The following is a 25363-nucleotide window of genomic DNA, read 5'->3' as shown; positions in this document are numbered from 1 at the left end:
TCGCAGCGATCGAGGCCAGCGTGTCGTCCAGCGATACCAGGTTGAGTACGCGCCCCTTCGGCACTACGAGCGCCGAAGGCGCGGCAGAGCGTGACGACGCACTGGCTGACGCCGTCCTCAGAGCCGTAGAGGTGACCGGTGCCCACGCCGGGAGTGTGTTCCTGATCTCTCGCAACCGTCACACGCTGGTACTCGCAGCGGCTGCCGGGATGCCGCCATCCCTGCTCGGCGGCTGGCGGCGGATTCCGGTGAACAGTCCCATTCCGGTGGCGGAGGCGTTCCGCTCGGGGAGGACGGTCCATCTGGTCGACGCCGATGAGACCATGCGGCGATTTCCCCAGCTCGCGGTGTCATTGCCCTACCCCTTCGGCTCCGCCTCCGTACCGGTCACGGCGGGGCGGGAAACCTTCGGGTCCATGGCCGTGGTGTGGGCCGCCAGGCCCGGAGGGGAAGGGCTGTCCAAGGCGCAGCGACGGCAGTTGCGTACCGCGGCCGCCCGCCTCGGTGTATCGCTCGCCGGGCTGAGCGCGCGCGGCGCCGATATCGGATGCGACATGGAGACCGCCCCGGTGGAGGTCCCGGTGCCGGCCGCCTCGGCGGTACGGGTAGGCCTGTTCGACTGGAACCTCGACACGGGAGCCCTCGCGGCGGATGCCACGTTGTGTGCGATCTTCGGCCTCGCCCCGGACGAGTACGACGGACAAGTGGCCACGCTGGCGGCCAAGTTGCACCCCGCCGACCGTCCCGGTTTCCGGGCCGCCGCCCGTACCGCGGTCGAGGGCGGCCGCGTCCTGGGCCAGTGCCTGCGCGTGCCGGAGAAGGGCGGCGGCCACCGCACCATCGAGCTGTGGGGCCGGATACCTGAGACCAGCACGGACGGAAAGGCCAGGCCCCACCTGGTGGGCGGGGTCCTCGACCTCGGGGCCTCGACGTCCGCCGTCGCCGCCATCGAGCGGCTCACGGACGGCTTCTTCTCTCTCGACCGGGAGGGATGTGTGACGTACGCCAACCACAGTCTGCTGCGGCTGATGCGCGTACGCCGGGAGGATCTGATGGGCCGGCGTCCCTGGGACGTCCTTCCGTGGCTTGCCGATCCCGCCTACGAGGACCGCTTCCGGGCCGCCAGGATCTCCCAGCAGCCCGTCTCCTTCCTGGCCCAGCACCCCGACCAGTGGCTCGTGTTCTCCCTCCGCCCGGATGCGCAGGGCATGACCGGCTGGGCAGCGCCGGCCGGACAACCGGTCCCGGCCGGGGCCCAGCCCGGATCACCACCCGAGGAGGCGGGAGAGGCCACCCCGTCCTCGCGGCCCGTGCCGACGCGCCTGGGTGCCATCTATCGCTTCCTTCAGATGAGCAGCGCCCTGACCGAGGCGGTCACCGCGCGCGAGGTGTGCGATGTCGTCGCCGACCAGCTCCTGCCCGCCGTCGGCGGTCATCGGCTGGCGATATACGTGGTGCACGAACGGCACATGCGTCTGCTGTCGCAGCGCGGCTACCGCGAGAGCTTCCTGGAGCAGTTCGACGGCAAGCCGCTGCAGCACGCCCGGGAGCCCGTGACCGGGGCGCTGACCTCCGGGGTCCCGCTGTTCATCGAATCGCGGGAGGAGTTCTCGCGGTCCTATCCCGAGCTCCCCACCGAGTCCAGCTCCTTTGTGTTCCTGCCCCTGATCGCCTCCAACCGCCCCGTGGGCGCATGCATCCTGGGCTACGACGAGGTCCATCGGTTCTCCACCGAGGAACGAAGCCTCCTCACCGCCATGAGCGGGCTGATCGCCCAGGCAGTGGAACGTGCCAGGCTCTACGACGCCGAATTCGCCCTCGCCCGGGGCCTGCAGAACGCGCTGCTTCCGCACCGACTGCCCACAGTGCCGGGCGTCCGCGTCACCGGCCGGTACCTGCCCGGTACCCGCGGGATGGACATCGGCGGCGACTGGTACGACGCGATCCCCACCGAGCGCGGAGTCGCGCTGGTCGTCGGAGACGTCGAGGGCCACAACGTCGCAGCCGCAGCCACCATGGGCCAGCTGCGAAGCGCGGTACGAGCCTTCGCCTCCGCGGGCCACCGACCGAGCGATGTGATCGCCGGGATCAACCGGCAGCTCCTCGATCTCGGCGGCGGGCTCCTCGCCAGCTGCTGCTACGTCCTGCTCGACCCGGGCCCGGGAGTCGCGCGGGTGGTCCGCGCAGGCCACTGCCAGCCCCTGCTGCGCGGGCCCGGCGGGCACACCGAGTTCCTGGATCTGCCGGGCGGCCCGCTGCTCGGAGTGGACCACACTGCCGAATACCCGGAATCGGAGCTGCGTGTCCAGCCGGGCTCGGTCCTGGCCCTCTACACGGACGGACTGATCGAGGCGCGCGAGTCCGACATCGGTGTGGGCATGGACCAGCTGCGGACCACGCTGGCACATGCATGCGTGGGCTCCCTGGAAGACCTGGCCGACGCACTCCTGCAGGACGCCGGCCAGTCCCCGAACCGAGTGGACGACATCGCGCTGCTACTCACCGCCTACGCCCCTGTCTCGCCTCCCACACCGTTCCTAAAATCTGAGCGGGAGTGAGTCCTGTTGCCAGGGCCCATGCTCAGTCGCGTGTCCCGAACGGTGTTGGACACGCTGGTTCCCCGCTGTGACCGCACGGCCGGTCGCCGCCCTCGGGGGGCTGGTTCCGTTCCGTGTCCGGCGGAGTCCCTCACGCCCCCGGGTGCCCGGTTCGGCCTGGACGTTCCGATGCCCGTCACCATCGCTCTGGTGGTGGCGGGGCGGTTTCGTCCGTCGCCGGATCGGGTGCCCGAGGGCGCGCCTTCCGATAGCGATTCCCGCGGCATCATGGCGGGATATCGCACGCTTACTGCTGGTCAGGGGCGTTTTCCAGTGCTCGGCGCCCCACTTGCTGGTGTAGGCCGCGTCGACGGCGACCATGGCGAGGCCGTGTTCGGCGGCCATGTTGACCAGCCGGGCCTTGACCTTGGCGGTGGGGATGCCGTGGATGAGCTGCCTCAAGCGCTTCTTGCGGCCGAACTTCTCGCGGGTCTTCCTGTCGGAGAAGTCCAGATCTTCGACGGCGATCGCGGCGACACCGATGCGTGTGGCCCAGCGCAGCAGCCGGCTGAGCGCGTGCCGCAGCTGGGCGTCGCGGTGGTTCGCCGACCCGGTGAGGTCATACCCGAAGCGTTGCGGGTTCCCGGTCGGGTTGCCGTGCTTGTCGAGGAGGTAGGCGGCGAAGTGGTCGGCGTTGGTGTCCACGCCGATCAACCCGCCCGCCCGTGCGGCCTTGAGTGGGATGGCCTGGACGACGGGGCGTTTCCACGATGCGGTCAGGTACCAGCGGCTCTTGACCGTGTCGTAGTGGATCTCGTACGCGACCGCCCGGTTCCCGGTGATGCGGTCGGCCCACTCATCGCCCCGGTATGCGAAGGAGACCCGGCCGGACAGGACGTACCGGCCTCGCGGCGCGTTCGCCAGGTGCTCCAGCGGCTTGGGCAGCTTGATGCTGACCTCGCCGTCGGGGGTGACGCGGATCGTCTCGTTCCCGAACCGCTTCCCCGACTCCCCGTCCGCGCTCAGGAACCAGCGAGCCGCCTCCCAACGGTCCCGCCATCCGGCCTCGGTGAGCCCGGCGGCGGCGAGGTTGTGCCGGTTGCGGGCGAGCTTCTTCCCGCCGCGCACGACGTGCACCCGCCCGGTCGCGATGTCCTCCTCCACGGCCGCGAGACGGGCGTGGAGGATGTTCAGGCGGCGGGACTTGTGGAACCACTCGCCCTGCGACCGGTACCCGCCCGGCTTCCCCTTGGTGCCCTTTTCCCCGACAGGTAGGGACAGACGGTGGAGGAGCATGCGGATGCCGTCGTAGAGCGTGTCCCGGTAGGCGAACTGGCCGCGACGGGCGAGAGCGTACTGGTCGTGGGTGCCCTTGGTGACCGCGCCCGCCCACCGGGACGACGACCGGGCCGTCAGACCCTGCTTACGGCCCGCCCACGTGTCCTTGTTCCGCTCGAAGCCGGCCCGGGAATACAGAGCGAGGTCAGCGGCGGCGAGACCGCCCATGTGGGCGCCGATCAGCCGGATGACCTTGTCATCGGCAGGCGCGAGGTCCTTGACGCGGGTGCGGATCGCGACACCCGTCGCGTCCTGGACCACGAACGGGTCCCGGATCGGACGGAACGGCTTCTTGCGCTCGCTCACTCCGCAGCCGCCTCAAGCGCTTTCTGCGCGCGGTTCCTCGCCGAGCGGCGGCCGTACAGACGGGCGCAGAACGAGGTCAACACCTCGGTCATGTCGCGGACCAGGTCATCCTCGAACTCACCCTCGTCAAGAATGACCAATCGGCGACCGTGCGCGGCCAGCGCGGCCTCGACGAGCTCGACGTTCATCCGGCCCAGGCGGTCCTTGTGCTCGACGACCACCGTCGTCACCGACGGGTCGGCCAGCAGACGGCGGACCTTGGCCCGCGAGCCGTTCATGCCCGAGGCGACCTCGGACTCGACGCGCACGACCCGGTGTCCGGCCTTCGCCGCCCACTCCACCAACCGAGTGGTCTGCCGTTCCAGATCGGCTTTCTGGTCGTGGGAGGAGACCCGGGCATACAGACCCACACCACCGACGACACCGACGGCCTGGTTGGCCTCGACGTTCACCAGGATCGTGCGCGGACCCACCCGCATCGCAGGCACCGGCATCGTTCCCTCACGGAACCAACGGCGCGCGGTCTGCGGATGGATGCCCTGAGCCTTCGCCCACTCGGTCAGATTCACAAAACCGACCGTAGAGACGTATCACTCGTGATCGCTAATAAATGCTCATTCTTCCCTAGAACGAGTGCAGTTCACACCCCTGCGCCGAGTGAGCGAAGCAGGCTCGGGACGGCGACGTCAGGTCACCTCGCCCCTGCTGCGGGCGTTCACATACGCCGTCGTCGCACTGATCCGCTCCGCCGCGGTCGCGGGCCGCACGTCGTCCGGCTCGCAATCCCACTCCCGGCCCCCGCCGACCGGTCTCAGCAGCAGCCGGTGGCCCGCCTCCCCCATGAGCCGGCCCACCTGTCCGGTGCGGATGTCGACGACGTAGGACCCGACGGGCGGCGTCACCGTGCGACTCCTCCTTCCTTCGGCAGTACTGCCGTGAGCACGCGGACGATGTCGATGGTGCAGCGCCCCAATTCGACCAGGGGACAGGGCGCCTCCCGTGCGTACGAAGCGGGCTCCAGGCGCAGCGACGGCAGGGTAATGCCGGACCGTTCCAGAGCCGTACGCAATTTGTTCACAGCTTCCTCCGCCTCTTCGATGCATTCCACCGAGTGCCGCGGGTTTTCCTTGCGAGCCATGAGACTTCCCTGCCCGATCCGACTTCACGTTTCGCATTACAACGGTGACGGGCCGCGGCTATCCTCGACAGGGGTATGCGCACTACAACTGGGCAGCTGCACAAGGGGGTTGATTTATGGCCAACGGTTCACGGCAGGCGGCTTGGGAGTTCTTCGGGGCCGAGTTGAAGCGGCTGCGCGAGGAGGCGGGATTCACTTAGTCGGCCCTGGGCGCGCGGGTTTTCGTGTCGGGTGGGTACGTCGGTCAATTCGAACAGGCCATTCGGAAGCCGCAATTGGATGTGGCGCAGCGGATCGATGAGACGCTGCAAACCGGAGGCTTTTTCGAGCGGATGTGCCGGAAGCTGATCAGTACTTCGCGGTACGCGGAGTACTTCGCCGCCGCAGCGGAGCTGGAGGCGCTGGCGACGAGGATCTGCGAGTTCGCGCCGACGGTGGTGCCCGGGCTCCTCCAGACCGCGGAATACGCCCGGGCGGTCGTCCTGGCGAGCAATCCGCTCGCCGCCGACGAGTACGTCGAGGAGACGGTCAAGGCGCGCCTGGACCGCGCGGAGATCCTTAAGGACGCTGCACGGCCCGAGTATTGGGCGATCCTGCACGAGACCGCTCTGCGCATCCCGGCGGGCGGCCCCGCCACGATGGCGCGCCAGCTGGACCACCTCGCGGCGCTGGTCCGCGAGCGCAAGACCCTCATTCAGGTGCTGCCGTACGCAGCGGGTGCGCACCCTCAGATGGGCAAAATGCTGACGCTCATGGAGTTCGAGGACGCACCGCCAACCGCCTATACAGAGGCGGTGTATTCGGGGAATCTGCTGGACAATCCGGCCCTGGTGAAGCGGGTGCAGGGCACATACGATCTACTGAGGGCCGCCGCGCTGTCGCCGGAGGCGACCCTGACCCTGGTCGAGTCGGCGGCGGAGGACCACAGACGATGCGTGAGTACGACCTGAGCACCGCCCGGTGGCGCAAGAGCACCTATAGCGGCGGCGCCGGCGGGGAGGACTGCGTCGAGGTCGCGTACGACTTCGTGGGCGCAGCCGAGTGGCGCAAGAGCACCTACAGTGACGGCGACGGCGGCAGTTGCGTCGAAGTCCTCGACAACGTCCCCGGCGTCGTCCCCGTCCGCGACAGCAAGACCCCCGACGGCCCCGTCCTCGTCATCGGAGCCGCCAGTTGGACCGCTTTCGTTGAGGGTGTCCGCCGCTAGAGCGTGCCATCTCCGCGTCCTTGTTGATGGCGCGGGCCATGATCACCCCGATGAGGATCAGCCCGACGCCGAACCAGGACGCCGCGGCGTCGAAGATCAGTGAGACGACGCCCACCGGGATGATCAGGCCCGCCAGCGGGATCAGCAGGTTGCGCACCGGCGGCGGGGGTTCACCGCTGCAGTGCCGGCTGCGGACGACCTGTGGGTACCACTCGGTGAAGCTCAGCGCGGCGACGATCGCCGCGATCTGGATGATCCACGCGGTCCAGAGGTTGTTCGGGTTGTGCAGGACCAGGTCGCCGAAGCCGCCCGCGATGGCCGCGACGAGGAAGGCCGCGCCCCAGATGCCGGTGATCACTTGGTTGGTGTGGAGGAACTCCGGTGACTTCCAGTACTCCGGGCCGACCCGTTCGCGTGCGTACTGCATCGTGAAGGGCACCCGCACGGCCATCGAGCCGAGGGCCAGGACCACCAGCGCGAGGTTGGAGATCTCGCCCGCGTACGTTTCCAGCCATCTGAGGGTGCCCGGCGACGCGGCGGCTCCGACTCCGGCGAGCACGGCGAAGAAGACGAGGTCCGCCACTTCCAGGATCTTGAGCGAGGTGCCCCGGTAGAGCATCCGCGCCCAAACGAAGAGCGCCACCGACATCGCGAGGGCGAGGGCGACCGCCAGCTCGAAGCGGCCCGGACCGACCAGGGCCGAGAAGATGATCCACGGGGACATCCCGACGACCGGGCTCTCGAGCGCGGCGGCGAGACGGCCGCCGGGTGCCGTGTTTGCGACAGCGTTCATTGCGGGGGCCCCTTCACCCGGGCAGATCCTCCTGGTTCCAAGCTTCCCGCGTGCTGCCCGGCGGCGCGATAGGAGCGCGGCCGGAACCGGTCGGGTACGGGGCCCTGCGGGTGATCCTGGGGCGACAGGTTAGGGTGTCCTTACCCCGCCCCTCCCGGGTACCGGGTCATAGATCAGCCTTATGGGTTCATAGGCACAGGGCGGGTACCGCGGTGGGAGCGCCGTTGCCAGGGTGGCGTAGGAGAGTCGGCTCCCTCCGCACCCGCCGGACCGTCTCACTCTCCGGGTCACGCCCGTGGACCTCGTTCGAAGGGAACCATTCATGCCCCGCCCTCTGCGGATCGCGATCGTCGGTGCCGGCCCCGCCGGGATCTACGCCGCCGACGCACTGCTGAAGTCCGAGGCCGCTGTCGAGCCCGGCGTCTCCATCGACCTCTTCGAGCGGATGCCTGCGCCGTTCGGGCTGATCCGGTACGGCGTCGCGCCCGACCACCCGAGGATCAAGGGCATCATCACCGCCCTCCACCAGGTGCTCGACAAGCCGCAGATACGTCTCTTCGGAAATGTCGACTACCCGAACGACATCGGCCTGGACGATCTGCGTGAGTTCTACGACGCGGTGATCTTCTCCACCGGCGCGGACGCGGACCGGGCGCTCGACATACCCGGCATCGAGCTGGAGGGCTCGTACGGAGCCGCCGATTTCGTTTCCTGGTACGACGGTCACCCGGATGTGCCGCGCAGCTGGCCGCTGGAGGCCGAGAAGGTGGCCGTGCTCGGCGTCGGCAATGTCGCCCTGGACGTGGCGCGCATCCTGGCGAAGACCGCGGACGAGCTGCTGCCGACCGAGATCCCGCCGAATGTGCACGAGGGCCTCGCCGCGAACAAGGCACTCGAGGTGCATGTGTTCGGGCGGCGCGGCCCCGCGCAGGCCAAGTTCAGCCCGATGGAGCTGCGGGAGCTCGACCACTCGCCGACCATCGAGGTCATCGTCGACCCCGAGGACATCGACTACGACGATGGTTCCATCGCCACCCGCCGTGCCAACAAGCAGGCGGACATGGTCGCGAAGACGCTGGAGAACTGGGCGATCCGGGACGCCGGCGACCGGCCGCACAAGCTGTTCCTGCACTTCTTCGAGTCGCCTGCCGAAGTAATCGGCGAGGACGGTCGCGTGGTGGGGCTGCGTACGGAGCGCACCCAGCTGGACGGCACGGGCAATGTCACCGGCACGGGCGAGACGCGCACGTGGGACATAGGGGCCGTCTACCGCGCCGTCGGCTATCTCTCCGACGAACTGCCCAAGCTGCCCTTCGACTTCCTCACCGGCACGGTCCCGCACGAGGGCGGCCGGGTCATCGAGGGCGGCGAGCACATGAGGTCGACGTACGTCACGGGCTGGATCAAGCGCGGCCCGGTCGGCCTGATCGGCCACACCAAGGGCGACGCGAACGAGACGGTCGCCAACCTGCTGGACGACCACGGCAACGGCCGCCTGCACGCTCCCGTGGCGCCGGGCGAGGAGGCGGTCGTCAACTTCCTTGAGGCCAGGGGTGTTTCGTACACCACGTGGGAGGGGTGGCACCGGCTGGACGAGGCGGAGCGGGCGCGGGGTGCGGCGGAAGGCCGCGAGCGCGTGAAGATCGTCGAGCGTGAGGCGATGCTGCGGGCGAGCGAGGCCTGACCGGGCAGGGCGGAGCCTGGGGCTCCGCCCCCGCGCCCCGGCGCCTCAAACGCCGGCCGAGGCGGGATTCGGGCCTCGGCCCCGTATCCCGCGCCTCAAACTCCCCCAGACTTCGTCCGGGGGGACCCCCACGAGGCTTGGTTTCGGGGCTCCGCCCCGGACCCCGCTCCTCAATCGCCGGAGGGGCTGGAGTGTGCCGTACTGGGGGTCCCACCACGCCCGCCAGGGCGTGGGGGAGGGTTGGGGAACAGCCCCGTAGAACCCCCCTCGCCCCCGTTAGAACGGCGTACGCGCCGCCGCCAGCAGCCGCGCCGTATCGTCCGCGCACAGCCGCAACGCCGCGCCCACCGTCGCCAGCACGTCCCGCTCCGCCGGGCTGTACGGCCCGTCCGCGAGGGCGATCCGCGCGCCCTGGAGCAGGATCGACTCGCGGCCCGCGGGGGCCAGATGCGGCGAGAGCGGCTCCAGCGCCTCGTGGAGCTCGATGGCGAGCGCGGCGCCGTAGGGCCCGGTGTCGGTGACGAAACGGCCGGTGTCGGCGGCGAGCGCCTCGATCAGGCCCGTGAGCTGGTCCTCCGTGCAGTCGTCGAGGCCGGCTGCGCGAACCGTGGCGACGGCGGTCCGGCAGACCGAGCGGGAGGAGGTGCCTCCGGCGGCGAGGACGGCCAGGGCGACGGTGTGGACGGCGTCACGGAGCATCGCGGAGAAGCGGGCGGTGGTGGGGTGGTCGAGGGTGTCCATGCCGAAGTGGCCGTGGCAGGCGGCGCATTCGACGACCGGACCCGCCGAGCCGCGCGACAGCAGGGGCACTCCGAGGACGGTGAAGCGGCGACGGCCGGTGCGGCGGCGGTAGTTGCGATCGCCTCCGCAACCGGGGCAGAAGAACTCACCGTCGCCCACAGTGTTCCAGGAAGTATGAACGCCGCAGACCAACACTTTTCGGCCGAATAGCCCTCGGTCTGGCTGCACGTCGCACCTCCGTAACTCCCCCGTAGCCCTTTGGGCACGGGGGCGCCCCCACGGCAACGTTGCCGCGTTGACGTGATGTTAGCCACACCGGTGAGGTGGCGTCAGCACCCAGGCATGAGTACAGCTGGACATGGCCGATCCTCGCCCTCGCGCGGCGCCCGGGAACCGGCACCGTTGTCCCGTGCGTCAGCACCCCATCAGCCTGCCCGGCTGCCCCTTCGGTCGCGTTCAATCGCACGCGCGGCCATGAAGTACTGAGTGGAAAGCGACCCTCGACAGGGACCCTCAACGGGCTTGAATCTCAGGCCCGGACGTCACAGCGACGGCCGACCGGGCGGACCCGGTCGGCCGTCGCTGCTCCCCGCGTCCTAGCGAGTGGCCCTGTTCACCGCGGAGACGACCGCCTTCAGCGACGCCCGCGTCGTGTTCGCGTCGATGCCGATCCCCCACAGCACCTTGCCGTCGATCGCGCACTCGATGTACGACGCCGCCTGGGCGGAGGCGCCCTCGCTCATCGTGTGCTCCTGGTAGTCCAGCAGCCGGGCGTCCACGCCCACCGCGTTCAGCGCCTCGAAGAAGGCCGAGATCGGGCCGTTGCCGGAGCCGGTCAGCACGGTTTCCACGCCGTCCACGACCGCCTCGACGGTCAGCGTGTCGACGCCGTCGGTGTCGGTGGTGGTCTGTCCGGAGCGCAGCTGGATACGGCCCCAGGCGTTGTCCGGGTTCGGCAGGTACTCGTCCTGGAAGACCGACCAGATCGCCTTCGGCGTGACCTCGCCGCCCTCGGTGTCCGTCTTCGCCTGGATGATCTTCGAGAACTCGATCTGCATCCGGCGCGGCAGGTCCAGCTTGTGGTCGTTCTTCAGGACGTACGCGATACCGCCCTTGCCGGACTGCGAGTTGACCCGGATGACTGCCTCGTAGGAACGGCCGACGTCCTTCGGGTCGATCGGCAGATACGGCACGGCCCACTCGATGTCGTCCACCGTCTTGCCCTGAGCGGCCGCGTCGGCCTCCATGGCGTCGAAGCCCTTCTTGATGGCGTCCTGGTGGGAGCCGGAGAAGGCGGTGTAGACCAGGTCGCCCGCGTAGGGGTGGCGCGGATGGATCTCCATCTGGTTGCAGTACTCGCTCGTACGGCGGATCTCGTCGATCTGTGAGAAGTCGATCTGCGGGTCGACGCCCTGCGAGAACAGGTTCATGCCCAGCGTCACCAGATCGACGTTGCCGGTGCGCTCGCCCTGCCCGAACAGGCAGCCCTCGATCCGGTCCGCGCCCGCCATGATCGCCAGCTCGGCGGCGGCGACGGCGGTGCCGCGGTCGTTGTGCGGGTGCACGGACAGGCAGATGTGCTCGCGGCGCGACAGATTGCGCGACATCCACTCGAAGCGGTCGGCGTGCGTGGACGGAGTCGAACGCTCCACCGTGGCAGGCAGGTTGAGGATGATCTCGCGTCCGGCCTCCGGCTGCCAGACGTCACAGACGGCCTCGCAGACCTCCAGCGCGAAGTCCAGCTCGGTGTCGGTGAAGATCTCCGGGCTGTACTGGTAGCCGAAGATCGTCTCGTCGGTCAGGATCTTGTCCGCGTACTCCATCACCAGCCGCGTGCCGTCCACGGCGATCTGCTTGACCTGCTCCTTCGAGCCGCGGAAGACGACACGGCGGAAGGTGGGCGCGGTGGCGTTGTACAGGTGGACGGTGGCCCGGTGCGCGCCGCGCACCGACTCGACGGTGCGCTCGATCAGCTCCTCGCGCGCCTGGGTCAGGACGGAGATCGTCACGTCCTCGGGGATCGCGCCCTCTTCGATGATGGAGCGTACGAACGCGAAGTCGGTCTCGCCGGACGACGGGAAGCCGACCTCGATCTCCTTGTAGCCCATGCGTACGAGCAGGTCGAACATCTCGCGCTTGCGGGCCGGCGACATCGGGTCGATCAGGGCCTGGTTGCCGTCGCGCAGATCGGTCGACAGCCAGCGGGGGGCCTTGGTGATCCGCTCGTCGGGCCAGGTGCGGTCGGGGATGTCCACGGCGTCGTACGTGCCGTACTTGTGGATCGGCATCCCGGACGGCTTCTGGGAGTGGGTCGCGTTGGTGACGGGCGTGGGGCGACCGACAGAAGTGTCAGACATTTGCGTAGGGCTCCTCGGGGTCCATCAAGTTGGACGGCCGACTGAGGTCGAAGCAGCAGCAGATCCCGCGGGGAGGGGGTCGGCCTACGACTACAGGCCCTCGCCGCGGCAGCTAAGAAGAAGCAGCCCGAAACGCATGATGCAGAGCACTCTAGCCGAGGCTGCGGTGACCGGACGTCCCGTATCACTATGCGGGACGAAACTTCGGTTACGGCCAAACGGTGATCCATCACTCCATTTCGTCAATCATGGTGGCAACTAGTGACAGCCTGATGACCGAGTGCAACAGTCGCCCGCATGGACGCCAACGCCCGCCGGGTCAACCCGGCCTTCTGCACCATCGTGCCGCCCCATGTCCTCGACAAACTGGCCCGCGCCCAGGATCCCGCGATCGCCGAGCCCGCCGCCCGCACGCTCGAGCACGACGCCCTCCAGCGCACCCGCCGCCGGATCACGACCGTCCGCGGCCTCGCTCCGAGCGTGAGCGGCGTCGCGCCGGACAAGCCGAACCGCACGATCTACGACGCCCGGCACCGCGAGACCGTACCGGGCGAGAAGGTGCACTCCGAGAACGACGAGCCCGCCAAGGACGCCACGGTCAACCGTGCCCACGCGGGCCTCGGCGCGACCTTCGAGCTGTATCTGTCGGCGTACGGCCGCCGCTCCATCGACGACTCCGGCCTGCCGCTGAACGCGACCGTGCACTACGGCGAGAAGTACGGGAACGCCTTCTGGGACGGCGAGCGGATGGTCTTCGGCGACGGCGACGACGATCTGTTCCTGGACTTCACGCTGCCGGTGGACGTGATCGGTCACGAGCTCACACACGGCGTCACGCAGTACACCGCGAACCTGGAGTACTTCAGCCAGTCCGGCGCGCTGAACGAGTCCATGTCGGACGTCTTCGGCTCGCTGATCAAGCAGTACTCCCTCGGCCAGAGCGCCGACCAGGCCGACTGGCTGATCGGCGCGGGCCTGCTCGGCCCGAACGTCACGGGGGTCGCGCTGCGCTCGATGAAGGAGCCGGGCACGGCGTACGACGACGATGTCCTCGGCAAGGACCCGCAGCCCGCGAAGATGGAGGACTACGTCAGGACGGGTCGCGACAACGGCGGCGTCCACATCAACTCGGGGATCCCGAACCACGCCTTCTACCTGGTCGCAACCGCGCTGGGCGGCAGTGCGTGGGAGCGGGCGGGCCAGATCTGGTACGACGTGCTGACCGGCGGCGAGCTCTCGACGACCGCGCAGTTCGGCGACTTCGCGGCCCTCACGGTGGCCGCCGCGCGTTCGCGCTACGGAGAGGGCGCGGAACAGGAGGCTCTGCTGAAAGCGTGGTCCCAGGTCGGGGTGCCTACCAACTGAGCCGTTCTCGTACTAGACAGGACCCATGCGTATCCAGGTAAGGCGCACGGGCGGATTCGCCGGCATCGAGCGGTTCGCCGAGGTGGACACCTCCGGGAGGACCGATGCGAGCGAGTGGCAGGTCCTGGCCGAGCAGGCGGTGGCCGGCGGCCGGGGCACGCCACCGGTCGGCGTGCCGGACGGGTTCAGCTACCAGATCACGGTCGACAGCCGGACGGTGTACTGCTCCGATCCCCGGCTGTCCGATGCGCAGCGGCAGCTGATCTCGCGCGTCCTCAAGGAAGGCTCCTGAAGGGCACGGGCACCGAGGCGGAAGCGGCCTCGACGTCCGTCCCCCTGAGCGATCGCGAAGTCCCGGACGAGCGCCCGCAGCGCCTCGTCCGGGGTGCGCGGGCCGGTGAACCAGCCCGCCCGCTCCAGCCGCGCGAGGCCGTGCGGCCGGCACCACCGATAGCGCCGTCAGCGCCGTTGTGGGTCAGAACCCCAGCTTGCGCAGCTGCTTCGGGTCCCGCTGCCAGTCCTTGGCGACCTTCACATGCAGGTCGAGGAAGACCGGCGTGCCCAGCAGCGCCTCGATGTGCTTGCGCGACTTCATGCCGACGTCCTTCAGGCGCTGGCCCTTGGGGCCGATGACGATGCCCTTCTGGCTCGGGCGCTCGATGTAGATGTTCGCGTGGATGTCCAGCAGCGGCCTGTCCGCCGGGCGGTCCTCGCGCGGGATCATCTCCTCCACCACCACCGCGATCGAGTGCGGCAGCTCGTCCCGTACGCCTTCCAGCGCGGCCTCGCGGATCAGCTCCGCGACCATGACCTGCTCGGGCTCGTCGGTGAGATCGCCCTCCGGGTAGAGCGGGGGGCTCTCCGGCATCATCGGGATGAGCAGCTCGGCCACCAGCTCGACCTGCTTGCCGGCGACCGCCGAAACAGGGACGATCTCCGCCCACTCCATGCCCAGCTCCGTGCCGAGCCGGTCGATCGCGATCAGCTGCTCGGCGAGGGTCTTGGAATCCACCAGGTCGGTCTTGGTGACGATCGCGACCTTCGGCGTCTTCTTGATCCCCGCGAGCTCCTTGGCGATGAAGCGGTCGCCGGGGCCGAGCTTCTCGTTCGCGGGCAGGCAGAAGCCGATCACGTCGACCTCGGCCCAGGTCGTGCGTACGACATCGTTGAGGCGCTCGCCGAGGAGCGTGCGCGGCTTGTGCAGGCCGGGGGTGTCCACCAGGATCAGCTGCGCGTCGGGGCGGTGCACGATGCCGCGAACCGAGTGCCGGGTCGTCTGCGGCCGGTTGGAGGTGATCGCCACCTTCTGGCCGACAAGAGCGTTCGTGAGGGTGGACTTGCCCGCGTTGGGGCGGCCGACGAAGCAGGCGAAGCCGGCCCGGTGGGGACCGTTGTTCTCATCAGTACGAGCGCTCATGGCGCCCATTCTCCCTGATGTCATGAGCCCGCGAGTACGCGCGCCCGTCGTCGCCGCAGCCACGCCCCTGCGCCCGCCCCCGCAAGAGCCGCCACGAGACAGGCGGGCGGCTCTGGCCGGTGCCCGGCACCGGGGGCTGCTGGTGGGTGAGTTGGACGTTCTCGGCCCCGAGCGCGGGGGCGGTGGGCTTGCGCTCCCGCGGGGCGGCCGGCCCGGTACGGTCCCGCGGCGCGACCCCGGCGGCGGCGTCCTCAGCCCGCGGTGACCGACGCCTTGAGCTCCCCGTCCGGCCCGGCGAGCAGCACCGGCGTCGCGGGCCCGCCCAGGTCACGTACCGCGGCGCGGTCCTCGCCGGAGGCGGAAGCGGCTTCGGAGACGACGGCCGCGGCCTCCAGCGACTTCGCGCCGCTGGCCACCGCCATGGCGACTGCGGTCTGCAGCGCGCTCAGCTTCAGCGAGTCGAGCGCCACGGTCCCGGCGACGTACGTACGCCCGGTCTCGTCCCGTACCGCCGCACCCTCCGGCACACCGTTACGGGCCCGGGCGCTGCGCGCCAGCGTGATGATCTTGCGGTCCTCGGGGCCGAGGTCGTTGCTCTGCGTCATGCCCCGAGCATAGATCGACGGGTTCAGACCAAAACGGCGAGGGCCCGGAGCACCGGGACCCTCGCCGCCGGCCGTGCCGCCGAGATCAGCTCTGCGCGGCCTTGGTGAACTTGTCGCCCGCCAGCTTGGCCAGCGCGTCGAAGTCCTTGTGGCCCGAGGCGTCGGCCGGAACGTGCGCGACCCGAGTCGCGCCGGCGCCCTGGCGGGCCACCATGACGTTTATCTCGAATTTCACCTCGGCCATCTCCGGGAACACCATCTTCACCCGGAAGGCAAGGGCCTCCTCGCCGGCCTTCGGCGCCGTGATCTTCTCGGTCTTGACGGAGGCCTTCATGCCCTCCATCTCGAAGGAGAAGCCCTTGCAGGTGTCGAGCGCGGTGGAGATCGCCTTCACGAAGTCGGTGGGGCCGTCGCTGTTCGGGTAGGTGAAGACCTGCTGGGCGAGCGACTTGTCACCGGCCTCGAACTCCTGGTCCCCGCCGACCGTCGCACCGGCGATCTTGTCGGCGAAGGTGCCGGCGATCGCCTGACACTCGGGCTTGTCCGCCTTCGGGTTGTCGTTCGTGGGCTCGGGCTTGCTGACCTTCCAGCCGGTCGGCAGGTCCCCCAGCTCCAGCGTCGCGGCCTTCATCTGCGCGGCTGTCAGCGGGGTGGGCGCCGGCGCCTCCCTGGCCTTGTCGCCGTCGGAGGATCCGCCGCAGGCCGCCGCGGTGAAGCACAGCGCGGAGACGGCAGCGGCGGCAGCGCCGCGGCGCATACGGGTACGCATGAGGTGGTAACTCCCCTGAAATTCGGATCCTGAATGCCGGATCACATGGCTCATGGGGAGCTTCCCCCCTCCCCGGTAACGGGCAGAGGATATACATACGCGCAGCTCAGCCTGCCACCGGATACCGGGGGCCAGTTGCTACGCCGGCCGGTCCAACCGGAGCCGCTGTGCCTTCGGCAGGCCCGCGACCACCAAGTCGTAGGAGTCCTCGACGAGTTCGTGGACCATCCGGTCCGGGAGCTCGCCGACCGTCACGGTGTTCCAGTGGCGTTTGTTCATGTGATAGCCGGGGACGATCGCCGGGTGGTCCGCGCGCAGTTGGACCGCGATCTCCGGCTCGCACTTCAGGTTCACTCTGAGCGGCTGCGCGTCCAGCGCGCTGAGGGCGAAGAGTTTGCCCAGAACCTTGAAGACCGACGTCTCGGGCCCGAAGGGGAACTCCTCCACCGCCGCGTTGAATTCCAGGCAGAACGCCCTGAGTTCCTGCGGCGTCATAGGGGCTTCCTCTCCTCCGGCTCCGACAGCACCGTGACGATCTTGTTCCGGCGGCCGGCCGGCGACTCCGCAGTCAGCCGCAGCGTACGGCCGTCCGGCAGGTCCACCAGCGCGGACGCCCCCGCGATCGGCACCCGGCCGAGCGCCTTCGCCAGCAGGCCGCCTACCGTCTCCACGTCCTCGTCGTCGAGTTCGTCGAGTGCGTACAGCTCGCCGAGGTCGCCGATGTCGAGCCGGGCGGTGACCCGGAAGCGCCCGTCCCCGAGGTCCTCGACCGGCGGCAGTTCACGGTCGTACTCGTCCGTGATCTCGCCGACGATCTCCTCCAGGATGTCCTCGATGGTGACGATCCCGGCCGTGCCGCCGTACTCGTCGATGACGACGGCGACGTGGTTGCGCTCCTGCTGCATCTCGCGCAGGAGATCGCCCGCGTTCTTGGTGTCGGGCACGAACATCGCGGGCCGCATCGCCGTGGAGACCAGATCGGATTCCGAATCGCGGTTGATGTGCGTCTTGCGCACCAGGTCCTTGAGGTAGACGACACCGACGATGTCGTCCTCGTTCTCCCCGGTGACGGGGATGCGCGAGAAGCCGGAGCGCAGCGCGAGGGTGAGCGCCTGGCGGATGGTCTTGTAACGCTCGATGCTGACCAGGTCGGTGCGCGGGACCATCACTTCGCGTACGAGCGTGTCGCCGAGCTCGAAGACGGAGTGCACCATGCGGCGCTCGTCGTCCTCGATCAGCGACTCCTGCTCGGCCAGGTCCACCATCGCCCGCAGCTCGGCCTCGCTCGCGAACGGGCCCTTGCGGAAGCCCTTTCCGGGCGTGAGCGCGTTGCCGATGAGGATCAGCAACTGCGGGACGGGACCCATGACCCTGGCGAGCGGGAGCAGGACGTACGCCGCGGCCGTGGCCGTGTTCAGCGGGTGCTGGCGGCCGATGGTGCGCGGTGAGACGCCCACCGCGACATACGAGACGAGCACCATCACGCCGATCGCGACGAGCAGCGCCTGCCAGGTCTCGCCGAACTCCTCCAGGCAGGCGTAGGTGACCAGCACCCCGGCCGCCATCTCGCACGCGACCCGCACCAGCAGGGCGACATTGAGATAGCGGGTCGGGTCGGCGGCGACCTGCGCGAGCTTCTCGGAGCCGCGCCGCCCGGAGCGTACGGCCTCGGCGGCGCGGAAGCTGGAGACGCGGGCGATGCCCGCCTCCGCGCAGGCCGCCAGCCAGGCCACTACGACCAGCAGGATCGCGCCGAGGACCAGTTGGCCGGTCATGAGACGGTCGGCGCCGGGGACGGACCGGTGAGGCCCTTCTCCGCCCGCCAGCCGTCGATGATCGCCGCCTGGAGACCGAACATCTCGGCCTTCTCGTTGGGCTCCTCGTGGTCGTAACCGAGCAGATGCAGCAGCCCGTGGACGGCCAGGAGCTGGAGTTCCTCGTCCATGGAGTGCTGCGTCGGCGCCTCTTCGCCCTGCTTCTGGGCGACTTCGGGGCAGAGCACGATGTCGCCGAGGAGCCCCTGCGGGGGCTCCTCGTCGTCCTTGACCGGCGGACGCAGCTCGTCCATCGGGAAGGACATGACATCGGTCGGACCGGGGAGGTCCATCCACTGGATGTGCAGTTGTTCCATGGCCTCGGCGTCCACGACGATCACCGAGAGTTCGGAGAGCGGGTGGATGCGCATCCGCGCGAGCGCATAGCGGGCGACATCGAGGATCGCCTGCTCGTCGACCTCGGTTCCGGACTCGTTGTTGACGTCGATCGACATGGCGCGCTCTGACTACTTCCCGTGTTGACCGTTTTGACCGTCGTACTTTTCGTACGCGTCGACGATACGGCCGACGAGCTTGTGCCGGACGACATCCTGACTTGTGAGCCGGGAGAAGTGGACGTCGTCGACGCCCTCCAGGATCCCCTGGACCTGGCGCAGTCCGCTCTTCGTGCCGCCCGGCAGGTCGACCTGGGTCACGTCACCGGTGACGACGATCTTCGAGTCGAAGCCGAGCCGCGTCAGGAACATCTTCATCTGCTCGGCGCTGGTGTTCTGCGCCTCGTCGAGGATGATGAACGCGTCGTTGAGCGTCCTGCCGCGCATGTACGCCAGCGGCGCCACCTCGATCGTGCCCGCCGCCATCAGCCGCGGGATCGAGTCGGGGTCGAGCATGTCGTGCAGCGCGTCGTACAGCGGGCGCAGATACGGGTCGATCTTCTCGTACAGCGTGCCGGGCAGGAAGCCGAGCCGCTCGCCCGCCTCCACCGCGGGACGGGTCAGGATGATGCGGTTGACCTGCTTGGACTGCAGGGCCTGGACCGCTTTGGCCATGGCGAGGTACGTCTTGCCGGTACCGGCGGGGCCGATGCCGAACACGATCGTGTGCTTGTCGATCGCGTCGACGTACCGCTTCTGGTTGAGGGTCTTGGGGCGGATGGTCCGGCCGCGGCTGGAGAGGATGTTCTGGGTGAGCACCTCGGCCGGCGTCTCGACCGCGCCATTGCCGCTCTCGCTGGATCTGAGCATGGCGATCGAGCGTTCCACTGCGTCCTCCGTCATCGGCTGCCCGGTGCGGAGCACCAGCATCATCTCGTCGAACAGGCGCTGGATCAGAGCGACTTCCACCGCGTCGCCGATCGCGCTGACCTGATTGCCCCGGACATGGATGTCGGCCGCCGGGAAGGCCTTCTCGATCACGCGCAGCAGGGCGTCACCAGATCCCAGGACCGTCACCATCGGATGCTTGGCGGGGACGGTGAAGTGGGCTCGTGCCTGACCGTGCGGCGGGGGCTCCCCCACGCCCTCAGGGCGTAGGGGGCGGGTCTGGGCGTTGGGTGTCTGAGTCATGGGCCGGCTCTGTGGCCTGCACATACCTCCCGTTGCAGGGTTCTCGCTGCTCGACAACCTCTGGGACACAAGCCTACGACCTGACACTGACAAGACCGAGGGCTTTTACGGCGGGGTGCGGCCCGGACCGCGCCGAGGCTCAGGCCGAACGGCCGAAGCCGATGGTCGGCACGGCCCTGCGCAACGGCCAGGGCCTGGTCGGGGCGGGTAGCAGCGACTCCAGGAAGGCGTACCGGCGCAGGGCCGCGGGGTCCTGGTCCTCGCAGCCCTGGACGTACTGCCACCAGGCCGCGACCTCCGACCAGCCGGGCGCGGAGAGCGATCCGCCGAACTCCTGCACCGACAGGGCGGCGGTCAGCCCGGCGAAGGCGAGGCGGTCGGCGAGCGGCCACTCGGCGAGGGTGCCGGTGACGAACCCGGCCACGAAGACGTCCCCCGCGCCGGTGGGGTCGAGGGCCTCCACCGCGATGGCCGGGACCTGGGCGCTCTCGCCGGTCGCGCCGTCCACTGCGTACGCGCCCTCCGCGCCGAGAGTGACGACGGCAAGGCGCACCCGCTCGGCAAGGGCGTGGGCGGCGGCGAGCGGGCAGTCGGTGCGGGTGTAGCGCATCGCCTCCTCGGCGTTGGGCAGGAAGGCCTCGCAGTGCTCCAGATCGGCGAGGTCGGCCGGATCCCAGCGGCCCGTCTCGTCCCATCCGACATCGGCGAAGACGCGGGTGCCCTTGTGCGCGGCCTGGGCGATCCAGTCGGCGCGCCCGGGGGTCAGCGAGGCGATGGCGGCGCGGGCGGGCGGCGGGCAGTCGGGCTCGGACTCACTCGGCGGGGCCTCGTGGCCGTGGGAGACCATGGTGCGCTCGCCCTCGTACGCCATGGAGACGGTGACGGGCGAGTGCCAGCCGGGGATCGTGCGGGAGAGGGAGAGGTCGATGCCTTCGCCCTGTTCGAGGGCGTCCCAGCAGTACTCGCCGTAGTGGTCGTCCCCGAAAGCGGCGGCGAGCGAGGTCCGCAGCCCGAGCCGGGCGAGCGCGGTGGCCATGTTGGCGACGCCGCCGGGGCTGGACCCCATGCCACGGGCCCAGGACTCGGTGCCGCGGATGGGGGCGGAGTCGAGGCCGGTGAAGATGATGTCGAGGAAGACGCTGCCGGTGAGGTAGACGTCACACCTGGGATCGGCGGGGGTGCGCAGCGCCGCGAGCGGGTCGAGGCACGCGGCGGTGTGATCCAGTTGCTGTGCGTGTCGAGTGGTCACCGTGCCGCTCCCGGTACGTGGTGCAGATCAGGCCAGTCTGCCTGATGGACAGGGGAGCGCGGGTGCGGCGGAGGCGGCGGGTGCGGCGGGGTGCGGAGCCGGGGAAGTCTCCCCACCCGGCCCTCCCCCTACGGCCTGGCGGCCGTGGGAGGTACCCCCATCCCGAACCGGGGCAAGCCCCGGACCCCGGACGACCTTCGGGCGGGTCCTCGATCTCCCTCACGTCCACCGGGGCGCAGGGGGAGGGTCCGGGGCGGAGGGGGAGGGTCCGGGGCGGAGCCCCGGCCGTCACCAGCGGGGGACCGGCGGCGCGGTCCAGCCGGGCTCGGCGGCCCGCATCGCCGCCGCGTCGTCGCGGTCGCGCATCGCGCCGTCGTCTTCGAGCCAGCGCCGGTGGAGGCGGGCCAGCCGCACACGGTCGAGTTCGACGCCGAGGCCCGGAAGATCGGAGACGGCCAGTCGACCGTCCTTGAATTCGAGGCGCTCGGTGATGACGTCCTCGCTCTGCCAGGGGTAGTGGCTGTCGCAGGCGTAGTCGAGGTTGGGGACGACCGCGGCGACATGGGTCATCGCGGCGAGGCTGATGCCCAGATGGGTGTTGGAGTGCATGGACAGGCCGACGCCGAAGGTCCGGCAGATCGCGGCCAGTTCACGGGTGTTGCGCAGCCCGCCCCAGTAGTGGTGATCGCTCAGGACAACCTGCACGGCACCCGCGGCGAAGGCCTCCGGTATCTCGGCGAAGGTCGTCACGCACATGTTCGCGGCCAGCGCCATCTCCGTCCCCGCCGCGACCTGTGCCATTCGGGCCGTCGTGGACGCCGGGTCCTCCAGATACTCCAGTATGTCGGCCAGCTCCCGCGCGACCCGCAGCGAAGTCTCCACGGACCACGCGCCGTTGGGGTCAAGCCGCAGCGGCTGCCCCGGGAACGCCTCCGCCAGGGCGCGGACCGCCGCGATCTCCTCATCCGGCTCGAAGACGCCGCCCTTGAGCTTGAAGGAGGCGAAGCCGTAGTCGCGGGCGAAGCGCCTGGCCTGGGCGACAACGCCCGCCGGGTCGAGTGCCGCGCCCCAGTCGTCGGGCTCCCCCGCCCCGCCCGGGTGTGCGGCCCAGCGATAGAAGAGATAGGCGCTGTAATCGACGGCGTCGCGCACCTTGCCGCCGAGCAGCGCGTGCACGGGGAGCCCGAGTGCCTTGCCGAGCGCGTCGAGGCAGGCGACCTCGAAGCCGGAGACGACGGAGAGCCGCAGCTTGTCCGCCGTCTGCACGCCACGCAGTCCCCCGGCGTCGACGGCGTCCGCGCCGCTGGCCTCGGGCGAGTCGCCGCACACCAGGGCCGCAAGCCGGTGCAGCCCGTTCACATCACTGACCCGGCGGCCCGGCAGCGCGTCCGCCAACGGGGCGGCCAGATCGAGGTACTTGGTGTCGCCGTAGGTCTCGCCGACGCCGGTGACACCGCCCGCCGTGACCACCTCGACGACAAGGCGGGGGGTGTACGGCTGGTGCACGCCCTGGGTGTTGAGCAGCGGCGGGTCGGCGACGAGGATCGGGGTGAGCCGCACCTCGGTGATCGTCAGGTCCTGCGTCATGCGTCCGCTCCTACGAGGTCGAGTCCGTCTGCCGGCAGCGTTGCGGGGTCCCCGAGGTCGACGCGCCCGGGTTCGGCCAACGGCGCGCGCCCCGGCCCGACGGCCTTCCGCGCAGCCTGGCCGCCGCCTTGACCTCTGTCCCCCTATATAGATGACGTACATGGATGAGAATGGAGACTAGGTACACGAACAATTGGCGTCAATGGGCGGGGAGTTGAGAGGCGAGCTCGGCAAGGCGCTGCTCGAGGAGCGGCCAGACGCTGAACTCCCGCCGCGGGAAGGGTGCGTTGGGGTGCCTCACGCCCAACACCCACGCCGACAGGACAGCCCTGGAGGCGGACCCGTCCACGATCCGGGAGCGCGGCGGCGCCACGCGCGGGAAATCAAGCCCCGCCGGCGTTTGAGGCGTGGGGCCCCCAACGCCGGCCAGGGCGTAGGGGGAAGGCCGGGGGCAGAGCCGCGAAACAAGCCCCGTGGGGGTCCCCCGGACGAAGCCCGGGGGAGATTGACAAGCCGGCCCCGGGGCGGAGCCTCGTACTCAAGCCCCGCCGGCGTTTGAGGCGTGGGGATCCCACCACGCCCGCCAGGGCGTAGGGGGAGGGTCCGGGGCAGAGCCCCGGTGCCTACTCCGGCGCGGTGAACTCGTACGCCTCGACCTCCGCGATCAACCGCCCCCTCCGCTCCTCGTCGTCCTCCAGGAACGACGCCACGAACGAGTTGCGCGCCAGCTCACGCAGCTTCTCCTCGCCCAGCCCCAGCGCCTCGTGCACCGCGTGGAACGTGTCCCCCACATAGCCCCCGAAGTACGCGGGGTCGTCCGAGTTGACCGTGCACAGCAGCCCCGCGTCCATCATCCGCGCCAGTGGGTGCTGTTCCAGGGTGTCGACGACCCGCAGCCGGACGTTCGACAGCGGGCAGACCGTCAGCGCAACCCGCTCCCGCGCGAGCCGTTCGACCAGCTCCGGGTCCTCCATGCAGCGCAGACCGTGGTCGATGCGCTCCACACCGAGGATGTCCAGGGCCTCGCGGATGTACGCCGGCGGGCCCTCCTCGCCCGCGTGGGCCACCTTGCGCAGGCCGAGCGCGGCAGCCGCCTCGTACACCTCGCGGAACTTCGACGGCGGGTTCCCGACCTCCGCCGAGTCCAGGCCGACCGCGGCGATCCGGTGCAGATACGGCTTCGCGGCGTCAAGCGTCTCCATCGCCGATTCGGCCGACTCGTCCCGCAGGAAGCACATGATCAGCCGGGTCGAGATGCCGTGCCGCTCCTCGCCGCCGTCGAGCGCGCGGGCCAGGCCCTCGATCACCGTGGCGAGCGGGACGCGGCGGGAGGTGTGCGCCTGTGGGTCGAAGAAGATCTCCGCGTGGCGTACACCCTGGGCCGCGGCGCGCTCCAGATAGGCGTCGGTGAGCTCGAAGAAGTCGTCCTCGGTGCGCAGGACGGCCATCAGGCTGTAGTAGACGTCGAGGAAGGACTGCAGATCCTCGAAGAGGTACGCGGCGCGCAGCTCTTCGGTGTCCTTGTACGGCAGCTCGACGCCGTTGCGCGCGGCGAGCGCGAAGGCCAGCTCGGGTTCGAGGGTGCCTTCGATGTGGAGGTGCAGTTCGGCTTTGGGGAGGGGCACGGCGTTCTCGTCTCGGTTACGGGTGACGTTTGGGGAAAGGGACGCGAAGCAGGTCGTGAGCGACGGTCAGTTCCCCCTCGAAACCGGCCGCGCGCGCCTGCCGCTCAAATTCTTCGGGTTCGTTGTACCGCTGCGAGAAATGCGTCAGGACCAGGTGCCGCACGTCCGCGTCACGGGCCGCCCGGGCCGCCTGCCCGGCGGTCAAGTGGCCGTGGTCCGCGGCGAGATGCTCGTCACCGTCGAGGAAGGTCGACTCGATGACGAGCATGTCGCAGCCGTCCGCGAGCGCGTGCACGCCGTCGCAGAGGCGGGTGTCCATGACGAATGCGAAGCGCTGCCCCCTGCGGAGCTCGCTGACCGCGTGCAGCGGGACGCCCCCCACCTCGCCCTCGCGCTGGAGCCGGCCGACGTCCGGGCCCTTGATGCCGTACGGGGCGAGCTTCTCGGGCAGCATCCGGCGGCCGTCCGGCTCGACGAGGCGGTAGCCGTACGACTCGACGGGGTGCGAGAGCCTGCGCGCCTCGATGGTGTACGACGCGGACTCGGCCATGACGCCGTCGCGGGCGACCGGGGACGCGATCAGCTCGACCGTCTCGCGGTAGGCCGTCGCGTACCGCAGCCGGTCGAAGAAGCGCTGCCCACTGGCCGGATAGTGCGCGGACACCTCGTGCGGGACCCGGTCGAGGTTGATCCGCTGGATCACCCCGGCGAGGCCGAGCGAGTGGTCGCCGTGGAAATGCGTGACGCAGATCCGGTTGATGTCGTGCGCGGCGACCCCGGCACGCAGCATCTGGCGCTGGGTGCCCTCGCCGGGGTCGAAGAGGATGCCCTCGCCGTCCCACCGCAGGAGGTAGCCGTTGTGGTTGCGGTGTCGCGTCGGGACCTGGCTGGCGGTCCCGAGCACGACGAGTTCTCGTACGGACAAGGTGAGTCGGCTCCGCTATCCAGGGGGCCACGCGAGGCCGCGGCCGCCCAGCAGGTGGGCGTGGGCGTGGAAGACGGTCTGTCCCGCGCCGGTGCCGGTGTTGAAAACGATCCGGTACCCGGCGCCATGGACCTTCTCCTCGGCTGCGACCTCACCGGCCTCCCGCACCACATCGGCGACAAGCTGCGGCTCGGCGGCGGCGAGGGCCGCGGCGTCCCGGTAGTGCGCCCTGGGGATGACCAGGACGTGGGTGGGGGCCTGGGGGTTGATGTCGCGGAAGGCGACGACGGTCTCGGTCTCCCGCACGATGGTGGCCGGCACCTCCCCCGCGACGATCTTGCAGAACAGGCAGTCAGCCTGCGGTTCTCCCGCCATGCCCG

Annotated in this window: 25 protein-coding genes; 6 read left to right on the top strand and 19 right to left on the bottom strand. The window is 69.8% G+C overall.

The genetic code is table 11. From position 1 onward, the window contains the following. Positions 1 to 41: 41 nt before the first annotated feature. Entirely contained in the window at positions 42 to 2558 is a 2517-nt protein-coding gene (locus J7E87_RS20235) for a SpoIIE family protein phosphatase (protein ID WP_251017710.1), read from the top strand. Here J7E87_RS20235 and J7E87_RS20230 read toward each other — a convergent pair. From J7E87_RS20230 to J7E87_RS20215, 4 genes are all read right to left on the bottom strand, one after another. After that, on the bottom strand, positions 2538 to 4181 hold the full coding sequence (locus J7E87_RS20230) for a transposase (protein WP_308312980.1): 1644 nt from the start codon (positions 4179 to 4181) through the stop codon (positions 2538 to 2540). The two genes, J7E87_RS20235 and J7E87_RS20230, sit on opposite strands and share 21 nt — an antisense overlap. Continuing rightward, positions 4178 to 4750: an IS607 family transposase gene (locus J7E87_RS20225; RefSeq protein ID WP_215095877.1), complete on the bottom strand. Its 573-nt coding sequence runs from the start codon at positions 4748 to 4750 to the stop codon at positions 4178 to 4180. The genes J7E87_RS20230 and J7E87_RS20225 overlap by 4 nt, the downstream gene beginning before the upstream one ends. 117 nt (positions 4751 to 4867) lie before the next feature. Next, the gene (locus tag J7E87_RS20220; RefSeq protein WP_215095876.1) at positions 4868 to 5083 is read right to left on the bottom strand and encodes a hypothetical protein; all 216 of its coding nucleotides are present in this window, start codon (positions 5081 to 5083) and stop codon (positions 4868 to 4870) included. Continuing rightward, the gene (locus tag J7E87_RS20215; RefSeq protein WP_215095875.1) at positions 5080 to 5319 is read right to left on the bottom strand and encodes a hypothetical protein; all 240 of its coding nucleotides are present in this window, start codon (positions 5317 to 5319) and stop codon (positions 5080 to 5082) included. The genes J7E87_RS20220 and J7E87_RS20215 overlap by 4 nt, the downstream gene beginning before the upstream one ends. A 206-nt stretch (positions 5320 to 5525) precedes the next feature. Here J7E87_RS20215 and J7E87_RS20210 point away from each other — a divergent pair, with 206 nt between their 5' ends. Together J7E87_RS20210 and J7E87_RS20205 are read left to right on the top strand one after the other, a co-directional pair. Beyond that, on the top strand, positions 5526 to 6269 hold the full coding sequence (locus J7E87_RS20210; protein ID WP_251017747.1) for a DUF5753 domain-containing protein: 744 nt from the start codon (positions 5526 to 5528) through the stop codon (positions 6267 to 6269). Continuing rightward, entirely contained in the window at positions 6251 to 6526 is a 276-nt protein-coding gene (locus J7E87_RS20205) for a DUF397 domain-containing protein (RefSeq protein ID WP_215095874.1), read from the top strand. The genes J7E87_RS20210 and J7E87_RS20205 overlap by 19 nt, the downstream gene beginning before the upstream one ends. On the opposite strand, the gene J7E87_RS20200 is transcribed toward J7E87_RS20205, so the two are convergent. Further along, on the bottom strand, positions 6477 to 7319 hold the full coding sequence (locus J7E87_RS20200; protein WP_215095873.1) for a hypothetical protein: 843 nt from the start codon (positions 7317 to 7319) through the stop codon (positions 6477 to 6479). The genes J7E87_RS20205 and J7E87_RS20200 overlap by 50 nt on opposite strands. Before the next feature lie 322 nt (positions 7320 to 7641). On the opposite strand from J7E87_RS20200, the gene J7E87_RS20195 reads away from it, so the two are divergent. Beyond that, positions 7642 to 9003: an FAD-dependent oxidoreductase gene (locus J7E87_RS20195; protein ID WP_215095872.1), complete on the top strand. Its 1362-nt coding sequence runs from the start codon at positions 7642 to 7644 to the stop codon at positions 9001 to 9003. A gap of 276 nt (positions 9004 to 9279) precedes the next feature. Here the strand turns inward: J7E87_RS20195 and J7E87_RS20190 are convergent, their stop codons facing one another. Beyond that, on the bottom strand, positions 9280 to 9972 hold the full coding sequence (locus J7E87_RS20190; protein WP_215095871.1) for a TerB family tellurite resistance protein: 693 nt from the start codon (positions 9970 to 9972) through the stop codon (positions 9280 to 9282). Between the two features lie 368 nt (positions 9973 to 10340). Next, positions 10341 to 12101, bottom strand: coding sequence for a 2-isopropylmalate synthase (leuA, locus tag J7E87_RS20185; protein WP_215095870.1), 1761 nt, complete (start codon positions 12099 to 12101; stop codon positions 10341 to 10343). Positions 12102 to 12398: 297 nt separating this feature from the next. Between leuA and J7E87_RS20180 the strand changes: the two genes are divergently transcribed. Next, entirely contained in the window at positions 12399 to 13466 is a 1068-nt protein-coding gene (locus J7E87_RS20180; protein ID WP_215095869.1) for a M4 family metallopeptidase, read from the top strand. Between the two features lie 25 nt (positions 13467 to 13491). After that, positions 13492 to 13758, top strand: coding sequence for a protealysin inhibitor emfourin (locus J7E87_RS20175; protein WP_215095868.1), 267 nt, complete (start codon positions 13492 to 13494; stop codon positions 13756 to 13758). A gap of 183 nt (positions 13759 to 13941) precedes the next feature. On the opposite strand, the gene era is transcribed toward J7E87_RS20175, so the two are convergent. The 12 genes from era to J7E87_RS20115 form a co-directional block, all read right to left on the bottom strand. After that, positions 13942 to 14892 (bottom strand): GTPase Era, encoded by a 951-nt coding sequence (gene era, locus J7E87_RS20170; protein WP_374195203.1) that lies wholly within the window; start codon positions 14890 to 14892, stop codon positions 13942 to 13944. A 242-nt stretch (positions 14893 to 15134) separates the two neighbouring features. After that, complete coding sequence (locus tag J7E87_RS20165) at positions 15135 to 15488, bottom strand: cytidine deaminase (protein ID WP_215095866.1); 354 nt, start codon at positions 15486 to 15488, stop codon at positions 15135 to 15137. Positions 15489 to 15573: 85 nt separating this feature from the next. Further along, positions 15574 to 16257: a hypothetical protein gene (locus J7E87_RS20160; RefSeq protein ID WP_215095865.1), complete on the bottom strand. Its 684-nt coding sequence runs from the start codon at positions 16255 to 16257 to the stop codon at positions 15574 to 15576. Positions 16258 to 16395: 138 nt separating this feature from the next. Then, positions 16396 to 16752: an MmcQ/YjbR family DNA-binding protein gene (locus J7E87_RS20155; RefSeq protein WP_215095864.1), complete on the bottom strand. Its 357-nt coding sequence runs from the start codon at positions 16750 to 16752 to the stop codon at positions 16396 to 16398. Beyond that, positions 16749 to 18032 carry a hemolysin family protein gene (locus tag J7E87_RS20150; protein WP_215095863.1) on the bottom strand — a complete coding sequence of 428 codons (1284 nt, stop codon included), beginning with the start codon at positions 18030 to 18032 and terminating at the stop codon, positions 16749 to 16751. Before J7E87_RS20150 ends, J7E87_RS20155 begins: the two co-directional genes overlap by 4 nt. Then, on the bottom strand, positions 18029 to 18526 hold the full coding sequence (gene ybeY, locus J7E87_RS20145) for an rRNA maturation RNase YbeY (protein WP_215095862.1): 498 nt from the start codon (positions 18524 to 18526) through the stop codon (positions 18029 to 18031). The genes J7E87_RS20150 and ybeY overlap by 4 nt, the downstream gene beginning before the upstream one ends. A 12-nt stretch (positions 18527 to 18538) precedes the next feature. After that, the gene (locus J7E87_RS20140; RefSeq protein WP_251017709.1) at positions 18539 to 19597 is read right to left on the bottom strand and encodes a PhoH family protein; all 1059 of its coding nucleotides are present in this window, start codon (positions 19595 to 19597) and stop codon (positions 18539 to 18541) included. 139 nt (positions 19598 to 19736) lie between these two features. Beyond that, a complete protein-coding gene (locus J7E87_RS20135) occupies positions 19737 to 20846 on the bottom strand; it encodes a PfkB family carbohydrate kinase (protein ID WP_215095861.1) in 1110 nt (369 codons plus the stop codon). A gap of 288 nt (positions 20847 to 21134) precedes the next feature. Then, positions 21135 to 22433 (bottom strand): glucarate dehydratase family protein, encoded by a 1299-nt coding sequence (locus J7E87_RS20130; protein WP_215095860.1) that lies wholly within the window; start codon positions 22431 to 22433, stop codon positions 21135 to 21137. Between the two features lie 623 nt (positions 22434 to 23056). Next, a complete protein-coding gene (locus J7E87_RS20125) occupies positions 23057 to 24058 on the bottom strand; it encodes an adenosine deaminase (RefSeq protein WP_215095859.1) in 1002 nt (333 codons plus the stop codon). Positions 24059 to 24074: 16 nt separating this feature from the next. Continuing rightward, positions 24075 to 24983: a ribonuclease Z gene (locus J7E87_RS20120; protein ID WP_215095858.1), complete on the bottom strand. Its 909-nt coding sequence runs from the start codon at positions 24981 to 24983 to the stop codon at positions 24075 to 24077. Between the two features lie 15 nt (positions 24984 to 24998). Further along, positions 24999 to 25358 carry a histidine triad nucleotide-binding protein gene (locus J7E87_RS20115; RefSeq protein WP_215095857.1) on the bottom strand — a complete coding sequence of 120 codons (360 nt, stop codon included), beginning with the start codon at positions 25356 to 25358 and terminating at the stop codon, positions 24999 to 25001. Positions 25359 to 25363 lie beyond the last annotated feature (5 nt).

This window comes from Streptomyces sp. ISL-1 (assembly GCF_018614585.1).
GTDB classification, from domain to species: domain Bacteria; phylum Actinomycetota; class Actinomycetes; order Streptomycetales; family Streptomycetaceae; genus Streptomyces; species Streptomyces maoxianensis.
This window is presented reverse-complemented; position numbering and strand designations above follow the sequence as displayed.